This is a genomic window from Pantoea sp. WMus005 (genome assembly GCF_013415305.1).
In the GTDB taxonomy this organism is placed as follows: domain Bacteria; phylum Pseudomonadota; class Gammaproteobacteria; order Enterobacterales; family Enterobacteriaceae; genus Pantoea; species Pantoea rara.
Genome location: NZ_JACBXU010000001.1, coordinates 1,324,214 through 1,341,423 on the forward strand (window position 1 = coordinate 1,324,214; position 17,210 = coordinate 1,341,423).

18 protein-coding genes are annotated in these 17,210 nt (G+C 54.9%); 12 read left to right on the forward strand and 6 right to left on the reverse strand.

Features of this window, described 5'->3' with window-relative positions; all coding sequences use genetic code 11:
* Nucleotides 1-3 precede the first annotated feature (3 nt).
* Both thrS and HZZ01_RS05985 read right to left on the reverse strand, forming a co-directional pair.
* Nucleotides 4-1,932, reverse strand: coding sequence for a threonine--tRNA ligase (thrS, locus tag HZZ01_RS05980; protein ID WP_179895901.1), 1,929 nt, complete (start codon nucleotides 1,930-1,932; stop codon nucleotides 4-6).
* A 248-nt stretch (nucleotides 1,933-2,180) separates the two neighbouring features.
* Nucleotides 2,181-2,942: a YdiY family protein gene (locus tag HZZ01_RS05985; protein WP_179895902.1), complete on the reverse strand. Its 762-nt coding sequence runs from the start codon at nucleotides 2,940-2,942 to the stop codon at nucleotides 2,181-2,183.
* Nucleotides 2,943-3,293: 351 nt separating this feature from the next.
* Between HZZ01_RS05985 and ghoS the strand changes: the two genes are divergently transcribed.
* Entirely contained in the window at nucleotides 3,294-3,614 is a 321-nt protein-coding gene (gene ghoS / locus HZZ01_RS05990; RefSeq protein WP_179895903.1) for a type V toxin-antitoxin system endoribonuclease antitoxin GhoS, read from the forward strand.
* Between the two features lie 78 nt (nucleotides 3,615-3,692).
* Nucleotides 3,693-4,586 carry a fructosamine kinase family protein gene (locus HZZ01_RS05995; RefSeq protein WP_179895904.1) on the forward strand — a complete coding sequence of 298 codons (894 nt, stop codon included), beginning with the start codon at nucleotides 3,693-3,695 and terminating at the stop codon, nucleotides 4,584-4,586.
* 29 nt (nucleotides 4,587-4,615) lie between these two features.
* Here HZZ01_RS05995 and HZZ01_RS06000 read toward each other — a convergent pair whose 3' ends face one another.
* Nucleotides 4,616-5,152 carry a YniB family protein gene (locus HZZ01_RS06000; RefSeq protein WP_003848337.1) on the reverse strand — a complete coding sequence of 179 codons (537 nt, stop codon included), beginning with the start codon at nucleotides 5,150-5,152 and terminating at the stop codon, nucleotides 4,616-4,618.
* A gap of 145 nt (nucleotides 5,153-5,297) precedes the next feature.
* On the opposite strand from HZZ01_RS06000, the gene hxpB reads away from it, so the two are divergent.
* From hxpB to HZZ01_RS06030, 6 genes are all read left to right on the forward strand, one after another.
* A complete protein-coding gene (gene hxpB, locus HZZ01_RS06005; RefSeq protein ID WP_179895905.1) occupies nucleotides 5,298-5,966 on the forward strand; it encodes a hexitol phosphatase HxpB in 669 nt (222 codons plus the stop codon).
* A gap of 175 nt (nucleotides 5,967-6,141) precedes the next feature.
* Nucleotides 6,142-6,978 (forward strand): 5-dehydro-4-deoxy-D-glucuronate isomerase, encoded by an 837-nt coding sequence (kduI, locus tag HZZ01_RS06010; RefSeq protein WP_179895906.1) that lies wholly within the window; start codon nucleotides 6,142-6,144, stop codon nucleotides 6,976-6,978.
* A gap of 16 nt (nucleotides 6,979-6,994) precedes the next feature.
* Nucleotides 6,995-7,756 carry a 2-dehydro-3-deoxy-D-gluconate 5-dehydrogenase KduD gene (gene kduD / locus HZZ01_RS06015; protein ID WP_179895907.1) on the forward strand — a complete coding sequence of 254 codons (762 nt, stop codon included), beginning with the start codon at nucleotides 6,995-6,997 and terminating at the stop codon, nucleotides 7,754-7,756.
* Nucleotides 7,757-7,895: 139 nt separating this feature from the next.
* A complete protein-coding gene (locus HZZ01_RS06020) occupies nucleotides 7,896-8,486 on the forward strand; it encodes a metal-dependent hydrolase (RefSeq protein ID WP_179895908.1) in 591 nt (196 codons plus the stop codon).
* Between the two features lie 151 nt (nucleotides 8,487-8,637).
* On the forward strand, nucleotides 8,638-10,029 hold the full coding sequence (locus HZZ01_RS06025) for an L-cystine transporter (protein WP_179895909.1): 1,392 nt from the start codon (nucleotides 8,638-8,640) through the stop codon (nucleotides 10,027-10,029).
* A 189-nt stretch (nucleotides 10,030-10,218) separates the two neighbouring features.
* Nucleotides 10,219-10,605, forward strand: coding sequence for a DUF6515 family protein (locus HZZ01_RS06030; protein WP_179895910.1), 387 nt, complete (start codon nucleotides 10,219-10,221; stop codon nucleotides 10,603-10,605).
* Nucleotides 10,606-10,667: 62 nt separating this feature from the next.
* Here HZZ01_RS06030 and osmE read toward each other — a convergent pair whose 3' ends face one another.
* Complete coding sequence (gene osmE, locus HZZ01_RS06035; RefSeq protein ID WP_179895911.1) at nucleotides 10,668-11,006, reverse strand: osmotically-inducible lipoprotein OsmE; 339 nt, start codon at nucleotides 11,004-11,006, stop codon at nucleotides 10,668-10,670.
* Nucleotides 11,007-11,300: 294 nt separating this feature from the next.
* Between osmE and HZZ01_RS06040 the strand changes: the two genes are divergently transcribed.
* The 4 genes from HZZ01_RS06040 (at nucleotide 11,301) to cho (ending at nucleotide 15,325) form a co-directional block, all read left to right on the forward strand.
* Nucleotides 11,301-12,494, forward strand: a complete 1,194-nt coding sequence (locus tag HZZ01_RS06040) for a multidrug effflux MFS transporter (protein ID WP_179895912.1) — start codon at nucleotides 11,301-11,303, stop codon at nucleotides 12,492-12,494.
* A 127-nt stretch (nucleotides 12,495-12,621) separates the two neighbouring features.
* Complete coding sequence (gene nadE, locus HZZ01_RS06045; RefSeq protein WP_179895913.1) at nucleotides 12,622-13,446, forward strand: ammonia-dependent NAD(+) synthetase; 825 nt, start codon at nucleotides 12,622-12,624, stop codon at nucleotides 13,444-13,446.
* Nucleotides 13,447-13,506: 60 nt separating this feature from the next.
* The gene (yddG, locus tag HZZ01_RS06050; RefSeq protein ID WP_179895914.1) at nucleotides 13,507-14,397 is read left to right on the forward strand and encodes an aromatic amino acid DMT transporter YddG; all 891 of its coding nucleotides are present in this window, start codon (nucleotides 13,507-13,509) and stop codon (nucleotides 14,395-14,397) included.
* A 67-nt stretch (nucleotides 14,398-14,464) separates the two neighbouring features.
* Complete coding sequence (gene cho, locus HZZ01_RS06055; RefSeq protein WP_179895915.1) at nucleotides 14,465-15,325, forward strand: excinuclease Cho; 861 nt, start codon at nucleotides 14,465-14,467, stop codon at nucleotides 15,323-15,325.
* A 73-nt stretch (nucleotides 15,326-15,398) separates the two neighbouring features.
* Here the strand turns inward: cho and spy are convergent, their stop codons facing one another.
* Nucleotides 15,399-15,893: an ATP-independent periplasmic protein-refolding chaperone Spy gene (gene spy / locus HZZ01_RS06060; protein WP_179895916.1), complete on the reverse strand. Its 495-nt coding sequence runs from the start codon at nucleotides 15,891-15,893 to the stop codon at nucleotides 15,399-15,401.
* A gap of 308 nt (nucleotides 15,894-16,201) precedes the next feature.
* Nucleotides 16,202-17,197 (reverse strand): succinylglutamate desuccinylase, encoded by a 996-nt coding sequence (astE, locus tag HZZ01_RS06065; RefSeq protein ID WP_179897073.1) that lies wholly within the window; start codon nucleotides 17,195-17,197, stop codon nucleotides 16,202-16,204.
* Nucleotides 17,198-17,210: the final 13 nt, after the last annotated feature.

The window sequence follows — 17,210 nt, forward strand, 5'->3', positions numbered from 1 at the left end:
ACTTTATTCCTCCAATTGTTGAAGATTTCGGCTGCGAATCTCTTGCTGAAGTTTCTCAACAAACACATCGACATCCATCGACCCAAGGTCTTTACCACGGCGGGTGCGAACGGCCACTTTGCCAGCTTCCACCTCTTTATCACCGCAGACCAACATATAAGGGACGCGACGTAATGTGTGCTCGCGGATTTTAAAGCCTATCTTCTCATTTCTCAAGTCTGCCTTCACACGAATGCCAGCATTCTGCAGCTTACGCGTCAAAGACTCAACATATTCTGCTTGTCCATCGGTAATATTCATTACCACGACTTGCAGCGGTGCCAGCCAGGTTGGGAAGAAACCGGCAAATTCTTCGGTAAGAATACCGATGAAACGCTCCATTGATCCCAGAATCGCACGGTGAATCATCACTGGCGTCTGACGATCATTGTTTTCACCCACATAGGTTGCTTCAAGGCGTTTTGGCAGGGAGAAGTCTAGCTGAACTGTTCCGCACTGCCAGGCGCGATCAAGACAATCGTACAAAGTGAACTCAATTTTAGGACCGTAGAATGCGCCTTCGCCTGGCTGGAACTCAAACTCAATATTGTTTTCGTTCAGCGCGGCAGCCAGATCTTCCTCGGCACGATCCCACATATCGTCTGTCCCAATGCGCTTCTCAGGACGGGTGGATAACTTCACCACAATCTTTTCAAAGCCGAAGGTGCTGTACATGTCATAAACCATGCGGATACAGCTGTTCACTTCGTCACGTACCTGCTCTTCTGTGCAGAAGACGTGTGCATCATCCTGGGTAAAGCCACGTACGCGCATCAGACCGTGTAGCGCACCTGATGGCTCATTACGGTGACAGCTACCAAACTCTGCCATACGCAGCGGCAGGTCACGATAAGATTTCAGACCCTGATTAAAGATCTGAACATGCCCAGGACAGTTCATTGGTTTGATGCAATATTCACGGTTCTCAGATGAGGTGGTGAACATGGCTTCTTTATAGTTTTCCCAGTGCCCGGTTTTTTCCCACAGGACGCGATCCATCATAAATGGACCCTTAACTTCCTGGTACTGGTACTCTTTTAATTTGCTACGGACAAACACTTCCAGCTCGCGGAAGATGGTCCAGCCATCATTATGCCAGAAGACCATGCCTGGTGCTTCTTCCTGCATGTGGTAGAGATCCAGCTGCTTACCGATCTTACGATGGTCACGCTTCGCCGCCTCTTCCAGACGTTGCAGATAGGCTGCCAGCTGCTTTTTGTCTGCCCATGCGGTGCCATAAATACGCTGCAGCATTTTATTGTTGCTGTCGCCGCGCCAGTAGGCACCGGAGATTTTCTGCAGTTTAAAATGATGGCAGAACCGCATGTTCGGCACGTGCGGACCGCGGCACATGTCGACATATTCTTCGTGATGATACAGGCCAGGCTTATCATCATGGCTGATGTTTTCATCAAGAATGGTGGTTTTGTAAATCTCGCCACGCGCCGCAAATACGTCGCGGGCTTCCTGCCAGCTGACCTTCTTCTTCACCACATCGTAGTTGGTTTCAGCCAACTGATGCATGCGTTTTTCCAGCAGGTCGATATCTTCCTGGGTCAGGGTACGATCGATGTCGACATCATAATAGAAGCCATTATCAATGACCGGGCCAATCGCCATTTTGGTATCCGGCCACAACTGTTTAATCGCATGCCCTAACAGGTGCGCACAGGAGTGACGGATGATTTCCAGACCCGCTTCATCTTTAGCGGTAATAATCGCGACGGCGGCATCTTCAGTAATGGGATCAACAGCATCAACCAGTTCACCGTTGACGCGGCCAGCGATACAGGCTTTCGCCAGACCCGGGCCGATGTCGAGTGCAATATCCATGACACTGACAGGGCGGTCAAACACGCGCTGGCTGCCATCAGGAAGCGTAATTACAGGCATTTCATATCCTTATTTGCAGTGGTAAGCCACACGAAAGCTTACATGCAACGTAATGTAAAATTAGTGACCTGGCGTGATATCAGACCCACATTGTCGGAATGTCACCAGGATTGCAGTGCGGAGCAGATGATAGCAGTTTTCCGCAGCGAGAAAAACCCATGCCCTTTTCGCTAAGCCATGGAGAGAACAAAAAAAAGCGGCCTGACACAGTTGTCAGGCCGCTCTCAAGACTGCAGGCAAAAATGCGCTTACATCGCGTAAGAGAGCATGATTGAGGTTTTGGTATCGGTACGATCCGGCGCAGATTCTGCCGGATGGTTGTTCCAGCTGACGTTGTAAGCCAGCTTCAGCGCGAAATGGCTGTTGATCGCCACCTGCAGACCGGTTTCGGAGTTCACTGTGGTGTCTTCTCCGAAGCTGCTCAGCACAGAGACGCCCTGAATGAATTTGGTGGTATCGGTCAGCTGCCACTGATAGCTGACTGCGCCATAGCCCAGCGCCTTGGTCTGATGGCCGCCAGCGTGATAATCGTCATAACGTACACCCGGACCTACTTCCGCACGCAGCGAGTGTACCGGGCCATTCAGAATCTGACGACCATAACCGGCAGTCAGGACATCGCGTGAATCATAACCGTTGAATCGATCGCTTAACCAGCTCGCCTGTCCAAACAGGTAGTCATACGAATTCAGGTTATAACGTGAACGACCACCGATGTTGTACGTCTCTGACGAGCGCTCATCGTTAGATGAGGTGTTAGCTGCGTTACCCCACAAGCTGTATGCCATAGATGACTGATACCAGGTCATATTGGTCTGAGCCGTCATTGATGAACTGGTGGTGTTACCGGTTTGCGCCAGGTATCCCGCAGCAGCAGAACCTTCAAATGGCTTTTTAGCGGTAGAAGGATCATCCATTGATGTAAATACGGCGTTATCGGCCAGTGCCTGGTGACAAAAAGCTCCGGCGGAGAGCAAAAGAACAGCAGACAGCTTGTTATAGGCTTTCATTAAATGTGATCCGTGCGACTGTTTAAAAAACGGAGAGTCTGAAGCGTTTTGCCGGGCATTCAATGCAATTTACGGTAAGTTTTGTAAAAAATTATTAACTTACACAAAATGCCTGGAATTGCCCTGACAACCCCTGTTAATTGGGACTCATCTTATTAACGTCGCGCATTATAGTGCTGCCCGCCTGAAAAGCCAGACGCAACGGCAGAAGATTTTTACGACATGCCGCTGGCTCCTTACAGAGATTTACGCTATGCGTCACGTCATAAACACAGCATCTCCTTCATAATTCGCCTGATTTTTCACCATGGTCTACGCTCAGTTCAGTTTCCTTTCCCCCGGAGGTACCGCATGAGCAGCAATGATTTAACCCGCTATATTGTGACCTTTCATTATCAGGAGTCGGGATTAAGTGACATCCTGGAGCTGACCAGCGCGATGACCGCCGCCGGTTTGAGTACCACGCTGACGGATGACGAGGGCCATCCTCATGAACTGGGTACGAACAGCTATGGCATTGTCAGCACGCTGGATGCGGAAAATCTGCGACAGCAGGTCACTGCGGCCGGTGAAAGCGCGCTGGGTCAGAAACCTGAGGTGACGGTTACAACCTTTGAGGAGTATCTGCGCGACGCCGTCAATCATCGCCCCGCGACCTCCGCGCCAGAATAAGAGGTGCAATCGCGCGGGTTTTGGTGAATATTTAGGCATCACAATCTGACTTACGCAGCGAATAACGAGGATAGCCCTATGTGGTCAGCCATTAGTCGTCTGTTAAGCGAGCAGTTAGGCAACGCCGAAATTACCCAACGTCACGCCCTTGCAGGGGGTGATATCCACCCTACCTGGCATATCCGCTACGGTGACCACGACGTCTTCGTCAAAAGTAATAGCCGTGAAATGCTCTCGCTCTTTACCTGGGAAGCGGATCAGTTAGCGTTGCTGGCGCGCACCGGCACAGTTCGGGTGCCCAGAGTCTATGGTGTGGGTCATCATCGTGAAGAGAGCTTTCTGCTGCTGGAGTACATCCGGCCACAGCCGCTTGATGAGCAGAGCGCGTATCAGCTGGGTCAACAGCTGGCGCACCTGCACCAGTGGAGCGAGCAGACGCAGTTTGGCCTTGATTTCGACAACAACATCACCACTACGCCCCAGCCCAACAGCTGGCTGCGACGCTGGTCGGTGTTTTTTGCCGAACAGCGTATTGGCTGGCAATTGCAGCTGGCGGCGGAAAAAGGCATTCAGTATGGTGATACTGAACTGATTATTGCTTCCGTGCAGCGGGTGCTCGCGTCACATCATCCGCAACCGTCGCTGCTGCATGGCGATCTCTGGCCTGCTAACTGCGCAAGCAGTGACAGTGGCCCGTGGCTGTTCGATCCTGCCTGCTACTGGGGCGACCGCGAGTGTGATTTAGCGATGCTGAGTTGGTACCCCGACCTGCCTCGTCAGATTTACGACGGCTATCAGTCGGTGTGGCCCTTGCCGGATGGGTTTTCGCAGCGCCTGCCTGTCTACCAGCTCTACTATTTGCTAAACCGCGCTAACGTGTTTGGCGGCCACTGGCCTGGCGATGCACAGTTCGCCATTGGCCAGTTGCTGGATGAAGATGCATTGGGCAACAGTCAGGCCAGACCGGCCTGACTGACTGACTGACTGACCGGGAGGGTGTGTCAGATAAAGCCCAACAGCGACAGCGCGAAATAACCGGCTATCGCAATCACTACCGGCAGCACATAGAGTGGGAAGATCTGCAGGAAAATGGTGTGGCGAGGAACGCGCACCTTCTCTTCCAGTTGTTGACGCGTGCGCCCTTCAGGGCCTTTTGCCTGCTCAAGAATCATCTGATCCTCGATGCCCTCTTTGACATGACGCGCCTGACGTCCCATCCGCGCGCCTGATGACTCCAGCGCCAGGCCGACAAAAATCAGAATATAGATCAGCCAGAAGCCCAGGTTCATCTGACCGTTAAATTCCGGTACCGGCGAGTTATGCCAGAAGACATTCAGGAACGGCGTGTTAAAACGCAGCATATCAACGATAACATGGACGAAATCGAGCATAACGGCGTCAATGCCTGGCTGCTTTTCGCTGTGCTTAAACATAAAGCTCAGAACAGAAATAATGGTCGACATCAGCGCCACTAAAAAGAGCACCCAGCCCGCCACTCGCTTAAGGATGGCGATACGGCCAGCCTGTTGATAGGTCATAATATCTCCTGAACCCGGAATCCAATTTGCCGTCAGTCTACCTGCCAAAGGTGAAATTTCCCAAATAAAGCGTGGCCGATCGGGCAGAGAGTGCGCCCGCAGAGAATGATGCTAAGGTAAAGCCGACTTTAAAAGGAGACTTCTGATGCCCTATCACCGCCCTGTCCTCGCCGCCCTGTTTGATATGGATGGCTTACTGATTGATTCTGAGCCGCTGTGGGATCAGGCTGAGCTGGATATCTTTTCAACGCTGGATGTTGACCTGTCACGTCGCAGTGAAATGCCCGATACCCTGGGTCTGCGCATCGACCAGACGGTGCGGATGTGGTACGAAATACTGCCGTGGCAAGGCCCCTCTCAACAGGAGGTCACCGAGCGTATCATCGCGCGTGCCATGACGCTGGTGGATCAGACACGGCCCCTGTTGCCGGGCGTCGAAACGGCACTGCAATTGTGCCGGGATCAGGGACTGAAAATTGGCCTTGCCTCGGCATCGCCGCTACGGATGCTGGAACAGGTACTGGAGATCTTCAATCTGCGCCACTATTTCGATGTTCTGTCTTCCGCAGAAGCACTGCCCTTCAGTAAACCCCATCCGCAGGTCTATCTCAACGCCGCCGAAAGCCTTGCGATCGATGCGCTCAACTGCGTCACGCTGGAAGATTCGTTTAACGGCATGATCGCCACCAAAGCCGCGCGTATGCGATCGATCGTGGTGCCCGCCGCTGAGCACCGTGACGATCCGCGCTGGGCGCTGGCAGATGTCCGGCTGGACAATCTTACACAGCTCCGTCTGCAGCATCTGCAGGGATAATCAACAGCCCGCCTGGCGCGGGCTTTTTTTTGCCCGTTACCCCTCTCAGTTGATCCCACTCGCAATAAAATAAAACAACGTTTCATTTTTATTGAATTCCCATGCCGCTCTGCCTAAGATGCCCAAACCGTCCCCTTTCGGGGCATGAATAACCTGACCTGCAGAGAGGCCTGAGATGGACATTCGCCAAAGTATTCACAGCGATCATGCAAAACAACTCGACACTGACGCACTGCGTCGCGAGTTTCTGATTGAGAAGATTTTCACTGCCGACGACTACACCCTGACCTACAGCCATATCGACCGCATCATCATTGGCGGCGTCATGCCGGTGAACAAGCCGGTCACGATCGGTGATGAGATGGGAAAACAGCTGGGCGTCAGCTATTTCCTTGAACGACGTGAGCTGGGCATGATCAATATTGGCGGCCCGGGGCTGGTAGAGGTTGACGGTAAAGCGTGGGAAATCGGTCAGGAAGAGGCGCTCTACATTGGCAAAGGTGCGCGTAACCTGCTGTTCCGCAGCCTGAATCCGTCTCAGCCCGCCAAATTTTATTACAACAGTGCGCCCGCGCACAGCACCTTCCCGGACAAGAAAATTACGCTGCAGGAGGCGGCCACCGCAACGCTGGGTGATGCCGCGACCTCCAACCGCCGCACCATTAACAAATTCATCGTGCCGGACGTGCTGCCGACCTGCCAGCTCACCATGGGCTTAACCAAACTGGATGAAGGCAGCCTGTGGAACACCATGCCCTGCCACACCCACGAACGTCGCATGGAAGTCTACTTCTATTTCGATATGAGCGAAGAGAGCGCCGTCTTCCACATGATGGGGCAACCGCAGCAAACCCGCCATCTGCTGGTACACAACGAGCAGGCGGTGATATCGCCCAGCTGGTCTATTCATGCCGGTGTTGGCACCCAGCGTTACACCTTTATCTGGGGCATGGTGGGTGAAAATCAGGTCTTTGATGACATGGACCACGTCAAAATCAGCGAGCTTCGCTGAACAGAGGAGAAATACCATGGTACTGAACACGTTTAACCTGGAAGGTAAAGTGGCCCTGGTGACCGGCTGTAACACCGGTCTGGGGCAAGGTATGGCGCTGGGTCTGGCGCAGGCGGGCTGTGATATCGTCGGCGTTAACCGTGATGGCCCGGATGATACCCAGGGCAAAGTCGAGGCGCTGGGTCGCCGCTTCTGGCCGGTGCAGGCCGACCTGATGCAGACCAGTGTGGTGGCCTCTGTGGTTGAACAGGCGGTTGCGGTGGCAGGCAAAATTGACATTCTGATCAACAATGCCGGCATTATCCGGCGTGAAGACGCACTGAATTTCAGCGAGCAGGACTGGGATGATGTGATGAACATCAACAGCAAGAGCCTGTTTTTCCTGTCGCAGCAGGTTGCCCGTCAGTTTATCGCGCAGGGTCGCGGCGGCAAGATTATCAATATCGCCTCCATGCTCTCTTTCCAGGGCGGAATTCGGGTGCCCTCTTATACCGCTTCAAAAAGTGCCGTAATGGGACTGACCCGTCTCATGGCGAACGAGTGGGCAAAGCATGGCATTAACGTCAATGCCATCGCACCCGGCTACATGGCAACCAACAATACCGAGCAGCTGAGAAATGATGAGTCCCGCAGCGAAGAGATCCTGGGCCGCATTCCGGCCGGACGCTGGGGCGTGCCTGATGACATGATGGGCCCGGTGGTCTTCCTTGCCTCTGCTGCTTCTGATTACGTTAATGGTTACACCCTGGCAGTCGATGGTGGGTGGCTGGCGCGTTAGTCTTTCGGGCGGACAGTGTTTCATCGCTGTCCGCCTTATTAATAATATTCATGCTTCGTTACAGCGTCACATGTTCTCATTTACTGGATAAATCCCTATACTGGATGCATCGACAGTTTCTTTGTAACCAGGTTCTATCATGACAGGCGAAGGCCACATCATTTTTGCCATTGCCAGCGCTATTTTTTCCAAGCGTGCTGAGCTGACACCTGTGCTGGCTCAGGCCGACTGGTGGCATCTTGTTCCCTCAGCACTGCTGACTTGTCTGCTACCCGATATCGATCACCCTAAATCTCTGCTGGGACAGCGACTCAGCTGGCTCTCTCATCCTATTGCACGCGCGTTCGGCCACAGGGGATTTACCCACAGTTTGCTGGCGATTGCCGCCGGATTATGGCTTTTTCAGATTAACCTGCCTCAGTCGTCACCGATACCGGCCGATGTTCTTCAGGGGCTGACGCTGGGGTACCTTAGCCATATAGTGGCCGATATGCTGACGCCCGCCGGGGTTCCACTGCTGTGGCCCTGCCGCTGGCGCTTCCGCCTGCCGATTCTGCGCAGCCAGAAGGGCAATCAGCTGGAGCGGGCATTGTGTCTGGGACTGGTGGGCTATGCGCTGTGGTTTCCGGTGGGGATGCCATCTTTTGGTGCAAACGGCTGGCCATCCCAGCTGTTCGATACGCTACAAAATGGCGTTGGGCGATTAATTTCCAGTCATACTGCGCAATAAAAGCGCGAAAAAAGCCATTAAGTTATAAACCATGCCATTTGGATATAAGGCACCCTCTGCACCTGCTGTTACCATTCATGCTGTCTTAATTCGTGATTAACATTATGCGGCCTTCCCGTGACGGAAGGCCGCATTACTCTGGAGTTTCAGCATGGACCTTCCTCTTACGCTTAATATCGTAGCCTTTGTGGTGCTGCTGGTATTACTCTCCCGCTTCAGCCGTCAGAACTGGAGCCTGTCGAAAAAAGTGCTGACCGGTCTGCTGATCGGCGTACTGTTCGGCCTGGCATTGCAGTTGATCTATGGCGAAAACAGCGCAGTGGTTAAAGAGTCGATCAGCTGGTTTAACATCGTCGGTAATGGCTATGTTCAATTGCTGCAGATGGTAGTCATGCCGCTGGTGTTCGTTTCCATTCTGAGTGCGGTCGCCCGTCTGCATAACGCCTCTTCGCTGGGAAAAATCAGCGTACTGACTATCGGCGTTCTGCTGTTTACCACCGCGATCTCGGCGCTGGTCGGCGTCTTCGTCACCGGCCTGTTTGGTCTGAGCGCGGAAGGTCTGGTGCAGGGCGTGCAGGAGACCGCACGTCTCAGTGCGATCCAGAGCAACTACGTCGGCAAAGTCGCTGACCTGACTGTGCCGCAGCTGGTGCTCTCCTTTATCCCGAAAAACCCGTTTGCCGATCTGACCGGAGCCAGTCCGACCTCGATCATCAGCGTCGTCATCTTTGCCGCTTTCCTGGGTGTGGCTGCGCTGCAGTTGCTGAAAGATGATGAAGTTAAAGGCCAGCGCGTGCTGGTAGCGATCGACACGCTGCAGTCCTGGGTCATGAAGCTGGTGCGTTTAGTCATGAAGCTCACGCCGTATGGTGTGCTGGCGCTGATGACCAAAGTGGTTGCAGGTTCTAACCTGCAGGACATTATCAAGCTGGGCAGCTTTGTGATCGCCTCTTACCTTGGCCTGGCCATCATGTTTGGTGTTCATGCCCTGCTGCTGTCGGTCAATGGTATCAATCCGATGCGCTTCTTCCGCAAAGTGTGGCCGGTAATCACTTTCGCGTTCACCAGTCGCTCAAGCGCCGCCAGCATCCCGCTGAGCGTTGAGACCCAGACCCGACGTCTTGGCGTGCCTGAGTCGATTGCCAGCTTCGCGGCATCCTTTGGTGCCACAATCGGTCAGAACGGCTGTGCCGGTCTCTACCCGACCATGCTGGCCGTAATGGTTGCGCCAACGGTTGGGATCAATCCGTTTGACCCGTTGTGGATTGCGACGCTGGTTGGGATAGTCACGCTGAGCTCAGCAGGCGTTGCCGGTGTCGGCGGTGGTGCCACCTTTGCTGCACTGATTGTCCTGCCTGCGATGGGCTTGCCGGTGACCCTGGTGGCGCTGCTGATCTCGATTGAGCCGCTGATTGATATGGGGCGTACCGCACTGAACGTCAATGGTTCAATGACTGCAGGTTCCCTGACCAGCCGCTGGTTAGGAATGACCGATAAACGCGTACTGGAAAGTGACGACAACGCCGAGCTGGCGCACCGTTAATCTGCCTTAAACCTGGCGCGCCCGCGCCAGGTTTTTTTCTGTCTCTCTTCTCCACAATCTCCCCCATTGATGGCGATGCCGTTAAGAAAGCGTTAAGCATGGTAAACAGAGGAAAAATCCGCGCTTTAGTGCTTGTCTTTGCCCAATAAAAGGCGAATTCTGCACCCAGTCTTAGGAGGAGAACACCGGATGAAAAAGATAATCGCCTCGCTTCTGACGCTGACACTTCTGACACCCGCTCTGGCTTTCGCCCATCCTGGCGACTGGGGCCCGGGATGGGGCCGACATGGCGGACCCGGCCCTCACTGGGACCGACCTGGGCCGATACGTTTTTTGCCTGAGGCCGCTACTGCGGTACTGATAGGCGGCCTGACTTACTACCTGCTAAACGGCAGTTATTATCAGCGGCACGGTGAGGAGTATGTCATGGTAGAGCCGCCTGCAGAGTCGCAGGTCAGCAGTGAAATGCGGGTACTCGACTTTAACGGCAAACGCTTCTATGTGCAGGCGGGTCACTTCTACCAGCGGCAGATAGACGGCAATTATGTTGAGGTGCCACGCCCGGCAGGATTGTAGTCAGCGCCACAACGAAAAACGGCCCGTCATCATGACGGGCCGTTTACTATTCAGGGTGGCGATTACTGCTGCTGAACCTGCGGATCGGTGTCATATTCCGCACAGCTCTGGAAGCCATAGTTCATCACACGGCCGGTGTCGTTGTAGCTCACGAAGTAAGTCTGAGCTTTACCATCGCGCTGACCCAGAACATAAGTCTGGCAGGTGCCGCGCGCGTGAACCATAGTGATTTCAGTAGAAGGCGTACCGGCGATCTGACGAACCTGATCACGGGTCATACCCTTTTTAACATCCTTTACCACTGGCTTAGTCACGTAGCTTTCCGCACGATCGTAAGTCGTACAACCAGACAGTGCAGCCAGCGTCAGCGCCGCAGCGATACATCCCATCACTTTATTCATCTTGTTGTTCCTCATTGATTGTCCATGTGGAAACAAGCCTGGAACATAAATGCTGATTTATCAAGTTTATGAGGAACAATTAGTGGCATGGCAAATGTCAGCATTTCGTAAAGATGGCTGTTTTACTGTCAGCGCCGCCGTATACTTCCTGCCGAAGCAGGCTACGAAAGCGAGACGATTTCAGCTATCCCCACTCTATCGGCACAGGTGCAGATAAGTGTGGCGGTCGCGTTGCCTGCCCCTGTTCTCTTGCCCGCTTTCTGTTCACCCCACCGCTGACTATCCTGAGGAACAATGACCCCTGCTCACTCCAACCGCCTGGTTTATGCCATTACGCTGGGCCTTTTGGCCGCACTTGGCCCGCTCTGCATCGACCTCTATCTGCCTGCTCTGCCGCAGATGGCGCAGGATCTACGCACCGAAACCGCGACCGCGCAGCTGAGTCTGACCGCTGGTCTGCTGGGTCTGGGCTTTGGCCAGCTGCTGTTTGGCCCGATGAGCGATAAGTCTGGCCGACTGCGCCCGCTGACTCTGTCACTGGTGTTACTGTTTATCGCGTCGATGGGTTGTGCGCTGGCGCAGGATATCCACCAGCTGCTGGTGGCACGGCTGTTTGAAGGGTTAGCCGGTGCGGGCGGCGCGGTACTGTCACGGGCGATTGCACGCGATATGTACAGCGGCCATGAGCTGACACGTTTCTTCGCACTGCTGATGCTGGTCAACGGTCTGGCACCGATTGGCGCGCCGGTACTGGGCGGCGTGCTGATGACGATAGTCGACTGGCGCGGCATCTTCATGGTGCTGGGCGGCATTGCTATTCTGCTGATCCTGCTGGCGCGCTGGAAGCTGCATGAAACCCTGCCCGAAGAACGCCGCAGCAAGGGATCCCTGTTTTCCGCTTACGCGGCCCTTGGCCAGGTGGTTACTCATCGCCCCTTTATGGGCTTCTGTCTGACCCAGGGCTTTATGATGTCCGGCATGTTCGCCTATATCGGCGCCTCGCCGTTCGTGCTGCAACAACTCTATGGCCTGTCGCCCCAGGCCTTTAGCTTCTGCTTTGCGGCCAACGGGTTTGGCCTGATCATTGCTTCGCAGACCAGCGCCCGCCTCTGTCCGTTGTGGGGCGAATATCGGGTGCTGAAAGGCGGATTGACGCTGGCGTTTGTTGCCTCCAGCCTGCTGCTGCTGACCGCGCTGCTTCACGCACCGTTAGCGCTGCTGTTGGTGGCGTTGTTCTTTACCATCGCCAGCAATGGGGTCATCGCTACCACCGCCTCATCGCTGGCGATGCAGAGTCAGGGCCATCGCGCAGGCAGCGCCTCGGCGGTCATTGGCGTCACCATGTTCACGCTGGGTGCGATTACTGTGCCAGTCACCGGCATTGGCGGCACCTCGGTGCTCAGCATGTGTGCCACCATTTTTGGCTGCTTTATGATGGCGATTATGATGTTTAACGTGCTGGCGAAAAAACCGCTGCCGCAGTTATAAACTCACTGATTTCGCAACCTTTAGCCGCAATCAGTTGCCGCTTAAGCTTGTTGTTTTCACGAAGGCACGTTAGCTTTACTAACACGTTCGCATTGAGCCGACTGGCCACTGACCTGAGGAGAAGTTCATGTCACTGCAGCAGGAAATTATTGAAGCACTGGGTGTCAAGCCCGCTATCGACGCCGATCAGGAAGTGCGCGTCAGCGTCGATTTTCTTAAAGCCTATCTGAAACGTCACAGCGGACTGAAAACGCTGGTGCTGGGGATTAGCGGCGGTCAGGATTCAACCCTGGCGGGCAAGCTGGCGCAAACGGCGATCAGCGAACTGCGTCAGGAGAGCGGCGATAACGACTACACCTTTATTGCTGTACGTCTGCCATATGGTGTGCAGGCAGATGAGCAGGATTGTCAGGATGCACTGGCCTTTATCAAACCCGACCGTTCGCTGGCGGTGAACATTAAAGAGTCCGTGCTGGCCAGTGAACGCGCGCTGCAGGAGGCGGGTATTACCCTGTCCGATTTCGTGCGCGGCAATGAAAAAGCGCGCGAGCGCATGAAAGCGCAATACAGCATCGCCGGTATGACCAAAGGGGTGGTAGTCGGCACCGACCACGCCGCTGAAGCGGTCACCGGATTCTTCACCAAATATGGCGATGGCGGTACTGACATTAACCCCCTTTTCCGCCTGAACAAGCGTCAGGGTAAACAGCTGCTGAAGCATCTTGGCTGCCCGGAACATCTCTATCTGAAGAAACCGACTGCCGATCTGGAAGATGATCGTCCAGGCCTGCAGGATGAAGTGGCGCTGGGCGTCACCTACGAGATGATTGATGACTACCTGGAAGGCAAAAGCATCAATCCTGACAGCGCCCGCATCATCGAAGGCTGGTACCTGAAAACTGAGCACAAACGTCGCCCGCCGATCACGGTATTCGACGACTTCTGGAAGTAATCCTGCGCCTCCTTTGCCCTGGCAAGGGAGGCTTCACTCATTCATTATTTTGATCGCTGCATGCCTGCCACCGTTTCGCGCCCCACCCTCATCGGGCTTATCGCCATTCTGCTCTGGAGCACCACTGTGGGTCTGCTGCGCAGCGTCAGTGAAGCCTTTGGCGCCACCGGCGGCGCGGCGCTGATCTACACCACCACGGCGATCCTGCTTTGCCTGACTCGTGGCCTGCCCAGACCTGGCGCGCTGCCCGCCCTCTACCTGTGGCTGGGCGGTGCGCTTTTTGTCGGTTATGAAATCTGTCTGGCGCTGGCTATCGGGCTGGCCAGCGATCGCAGCCAGTCGCTGGAGCTGGGGATGATCAACTATCTCTGGCCCTGCCTGACCATCGTGCTGGCCATTCCGTTTAATCAGCAGCGCTTCCGCGTCTGGCTCTGGCCCGGACTGCTGCTGTCACTCCTGGGGATCGTCTGGGTGATGAAAGGCAGTGGCAGCAGCTCGCCCGCGCTGCTGTGGCAGAATATGCTGCGCAACCCTGTTGCCTATGCACTCGCCTTTATTGCCGCCCTGACCTGGGCGGTCTACAACAACCTTACCCGCCGTTTTGCCCGGGGTTCGAACGGCGTTACGCTGTTTTTTATCCTCACCGCGCTGGCGCTGTGGCTGAAATATGCCTTCGGCGATCGTCCTGTGCCGCTAACGTTCGATCTGGTGCCGATGATGGAGGTACTGTTTGTCGGCCTCTCGACCGCTATCGCCTATTCCGCCTGGAATCATGGGATTCAACAGGGCAATCTGACGCTGCTGGCCACCGCTTCCTACTTCACGCCAGTGCTGTCGGCCCTGCTGGGATCGCTGTGGCTCGGCCTGACGCCTCCGCTTGCCTTCTGGCAGGGTGTGGCGATGATCACCCTGGGGTCGCTGATCTGCTGGCTGGCGACACGACGACTGTAATCAGACGGCTGGCGATCATTTCACCTGCCTGTTATGCTGTATGGACAACCAGTAAGTGGAGTCCATTTTGGTCAGACGTGCTGCCATTCTTCGCCCCGAACCCGACGCGAATACAATTTATCAATATCCCGAACACTTGCGTGAATGGCTGGAAGGCCTGCCGAATCATCCTGGCGTCTATACCTTTCATGGCGAAAGTGAGTCACTGCCGCTTTACATCGGTAAAAGTGTCAATCTGCGTTCGCGGGTGATGTCCCATTTCCGCACCCCGGACGAGGCGAAAATGCTGCGCCAGTCACGGCGCGTCAGCTGGATCCCTACCGCAGGCGATCTCGGTGCGCTGCTGCTGGAAGCGCAGATGATCAAAACCCAGCAGCCGCTTTTCAACAAGCGACTGCGCAAAAACCGCCAGCTCTGTTCGCTACAGATTACCGACGGCAAACCGACTGTGGTTTACGCAAAAGATCTCGATTTCAGCCAGTCACCCAACCTCTTTGGGCTCTATCGCAGTCGCTTTGCGGCGCTGGAACGGCTTAAGCAACTGGCGGATGAGTATCAGCTCTGTCATGGGCTACTGGGTCTGGAAGCGCTGAGTGCGGGACGCGGCTGCTTCCGTTCGGCTCTGCGCCGCTGTGCAGGAGCCTGCTGCGGTAAAGAGCCGGTCAGCGATCATCAGGATCGACTGCTGGAAGCGCTGGAAAATGTGCGGGTTTTCTGCTGGCCGTGGCAGGGTGCCGTAGGTCTGGTGGAGGAAGGCAAAGAGATGACGCAAATCCATGTCATCGACCACTGGTTCTATCTCGGTTCGGTCAGCAGCATGGATGAGGCCAGAAAATTGCAGCGGCCCAAAGGGGGTTTTGATCACGACGGCTACAAAATCCTCTGCCGCCCGATTCTGTCGGGTGTCTACCCTATTCTCCCCCTGTAAAAAAACCGCCGACGCTGCCCACTCACTCTCAGTGGACAGCGTCGGCGGTCTCAGACCGTTCGCTTAACGAATGTTATTCAGCGGATTCTGCTGGCGGTGCCATCTTATCCTCGTGCGGGCCTTTCTCAGTCAGACGCTTTTCAAAGTTCGCGTTGTACTGTTTCTTCTGCTCCGGCGTCAGCACGTTATAAAGCTTGTTCTGGGTTTCCAGCATCTTCAGCGCATGCTCTTTCGCATTGGCGGACATCTTATCTGCCTGCGCCTCGGCTTTGCTCTGGTCAAAGCTATCAGACGCAATAATGCTGTGAGCCGCACGGCGCTCGTCCAGTGACGGACGTTTCATATCTTTATGGCTCTCTTTCATGATGTCGCGCATCTGGGTTTTCTGCGCTTCGGTCAGGTTCAGACCTTTAAACATCATATCCATGCCGTGGCGCATTGGCGGTTTGTGCATCGCCTTTTCGCTGCCCGCTGGCGGTGGGGTCAGGTTATCTGCTGCTGCATGGACGGCGCTGGCTGCACCAAACGCCAGCGAAGAAGCCAGTAAAAGGGAAGTCAGTTTGCGCATAATAGTGTCCTTATAATTCATGATAATGACGACAGCACTCTGTCGCGTCTTCGGAAACAAGCATACGACGCTGAACGTCAACTACTCAGAGCCTGAGTAAAGCCGTGAAAGCATAAAAGATAAAAAACGGGCAATCATGAAGAGAATAAGAAGAAAGGCGTGAGGAATTGAAAAAGTTTATGAATTTAAAGCGAATCTGGCAGAAATCATGGAGGATTGTAAGGGTTACGACAGGAAAGCGGAAGACGATATCCCGCTTTTCCTGTCGATTTTTTAGCGCCGATGGCCTGCGCCGGTAAATGCAGGCATCAGACCGGTAGCGCCTGGGTCTGTTCACCCTCTTCAATCAGCATCAGTCCGGCACGCAGCCCGGCGGCCACGTTGGGGTTGGGGAACAGCACATATTCCCGCGCCTGCTGCACGTAATAACGCGTATCGCCATCCTCCGCCAGCAACGTTCCCTGCGGGAACGCGGTAAAGTTCAGCGTTTCCGACGACATATGGAGCGTAAAGTGCTCACTCAGTCGGGTGATCTGCTGCGCAACCCGATAGTGGCGCGGTTTCACCGTCGCGGCAGGCATCGTTTCGCCATAGAGTAATGACGCCAGCGCCTGCTGCGCTGCGCTGAACTGAGTGAGATCGTTCTCGCCAAACGGCAGCGCTTTGCCCAGTTCGAGGGTACAGCTGGCCGCACCGAAGTGCTCGCAGCTGAAATGCGTGAAGGTGCCACCCGGCGAGCGATGAAACACCAGCGCTTCCAGCCCCGCAGCGGCCAGCCACTCAAGAAACGCAGGCGGCCAGGGGCGCTCGTTCTGTGGCATCACGCCGAACTGAGGATGATACGAACCGCGAATGGCGGTATGCATGTCGAGATGCCAGCGCGTCTCATCGCACTCGCCCAGCTGCCAGAAGGTTTCCAGCGCCTGCTCCAGCCGCAGCACGCGGCGGGCCTCATCACCATCATCAATCTGCTGCCAGCGTCCGCCAAAAAGCCGGTTAATGTCATAACGCACATAGCGCTTACCGGCACGCAGCGCTGAGGGATTACCCAGAATCACCAGCATGCGCTGCTGTAACGGCTTTTCACCCCGTAACAGCGGGTTAATCAGCTGGTTCACAATCTCTACCGGGGCCGTTTCATTGCCGTGGATCCCGGCAGAAAGCACCAGCGCCTGTTTAACCGGCACCGTCGGCTCCATCAACAGTATGCCGTGATACAACCACTGCCAGCGAAGATGCGCCGTTTCACCACTACGCTTATGCGGCACCTCGCCGGAAAGCGTTTGCTGTAAAAAGTCCTGCATCATTCCTCCTTTG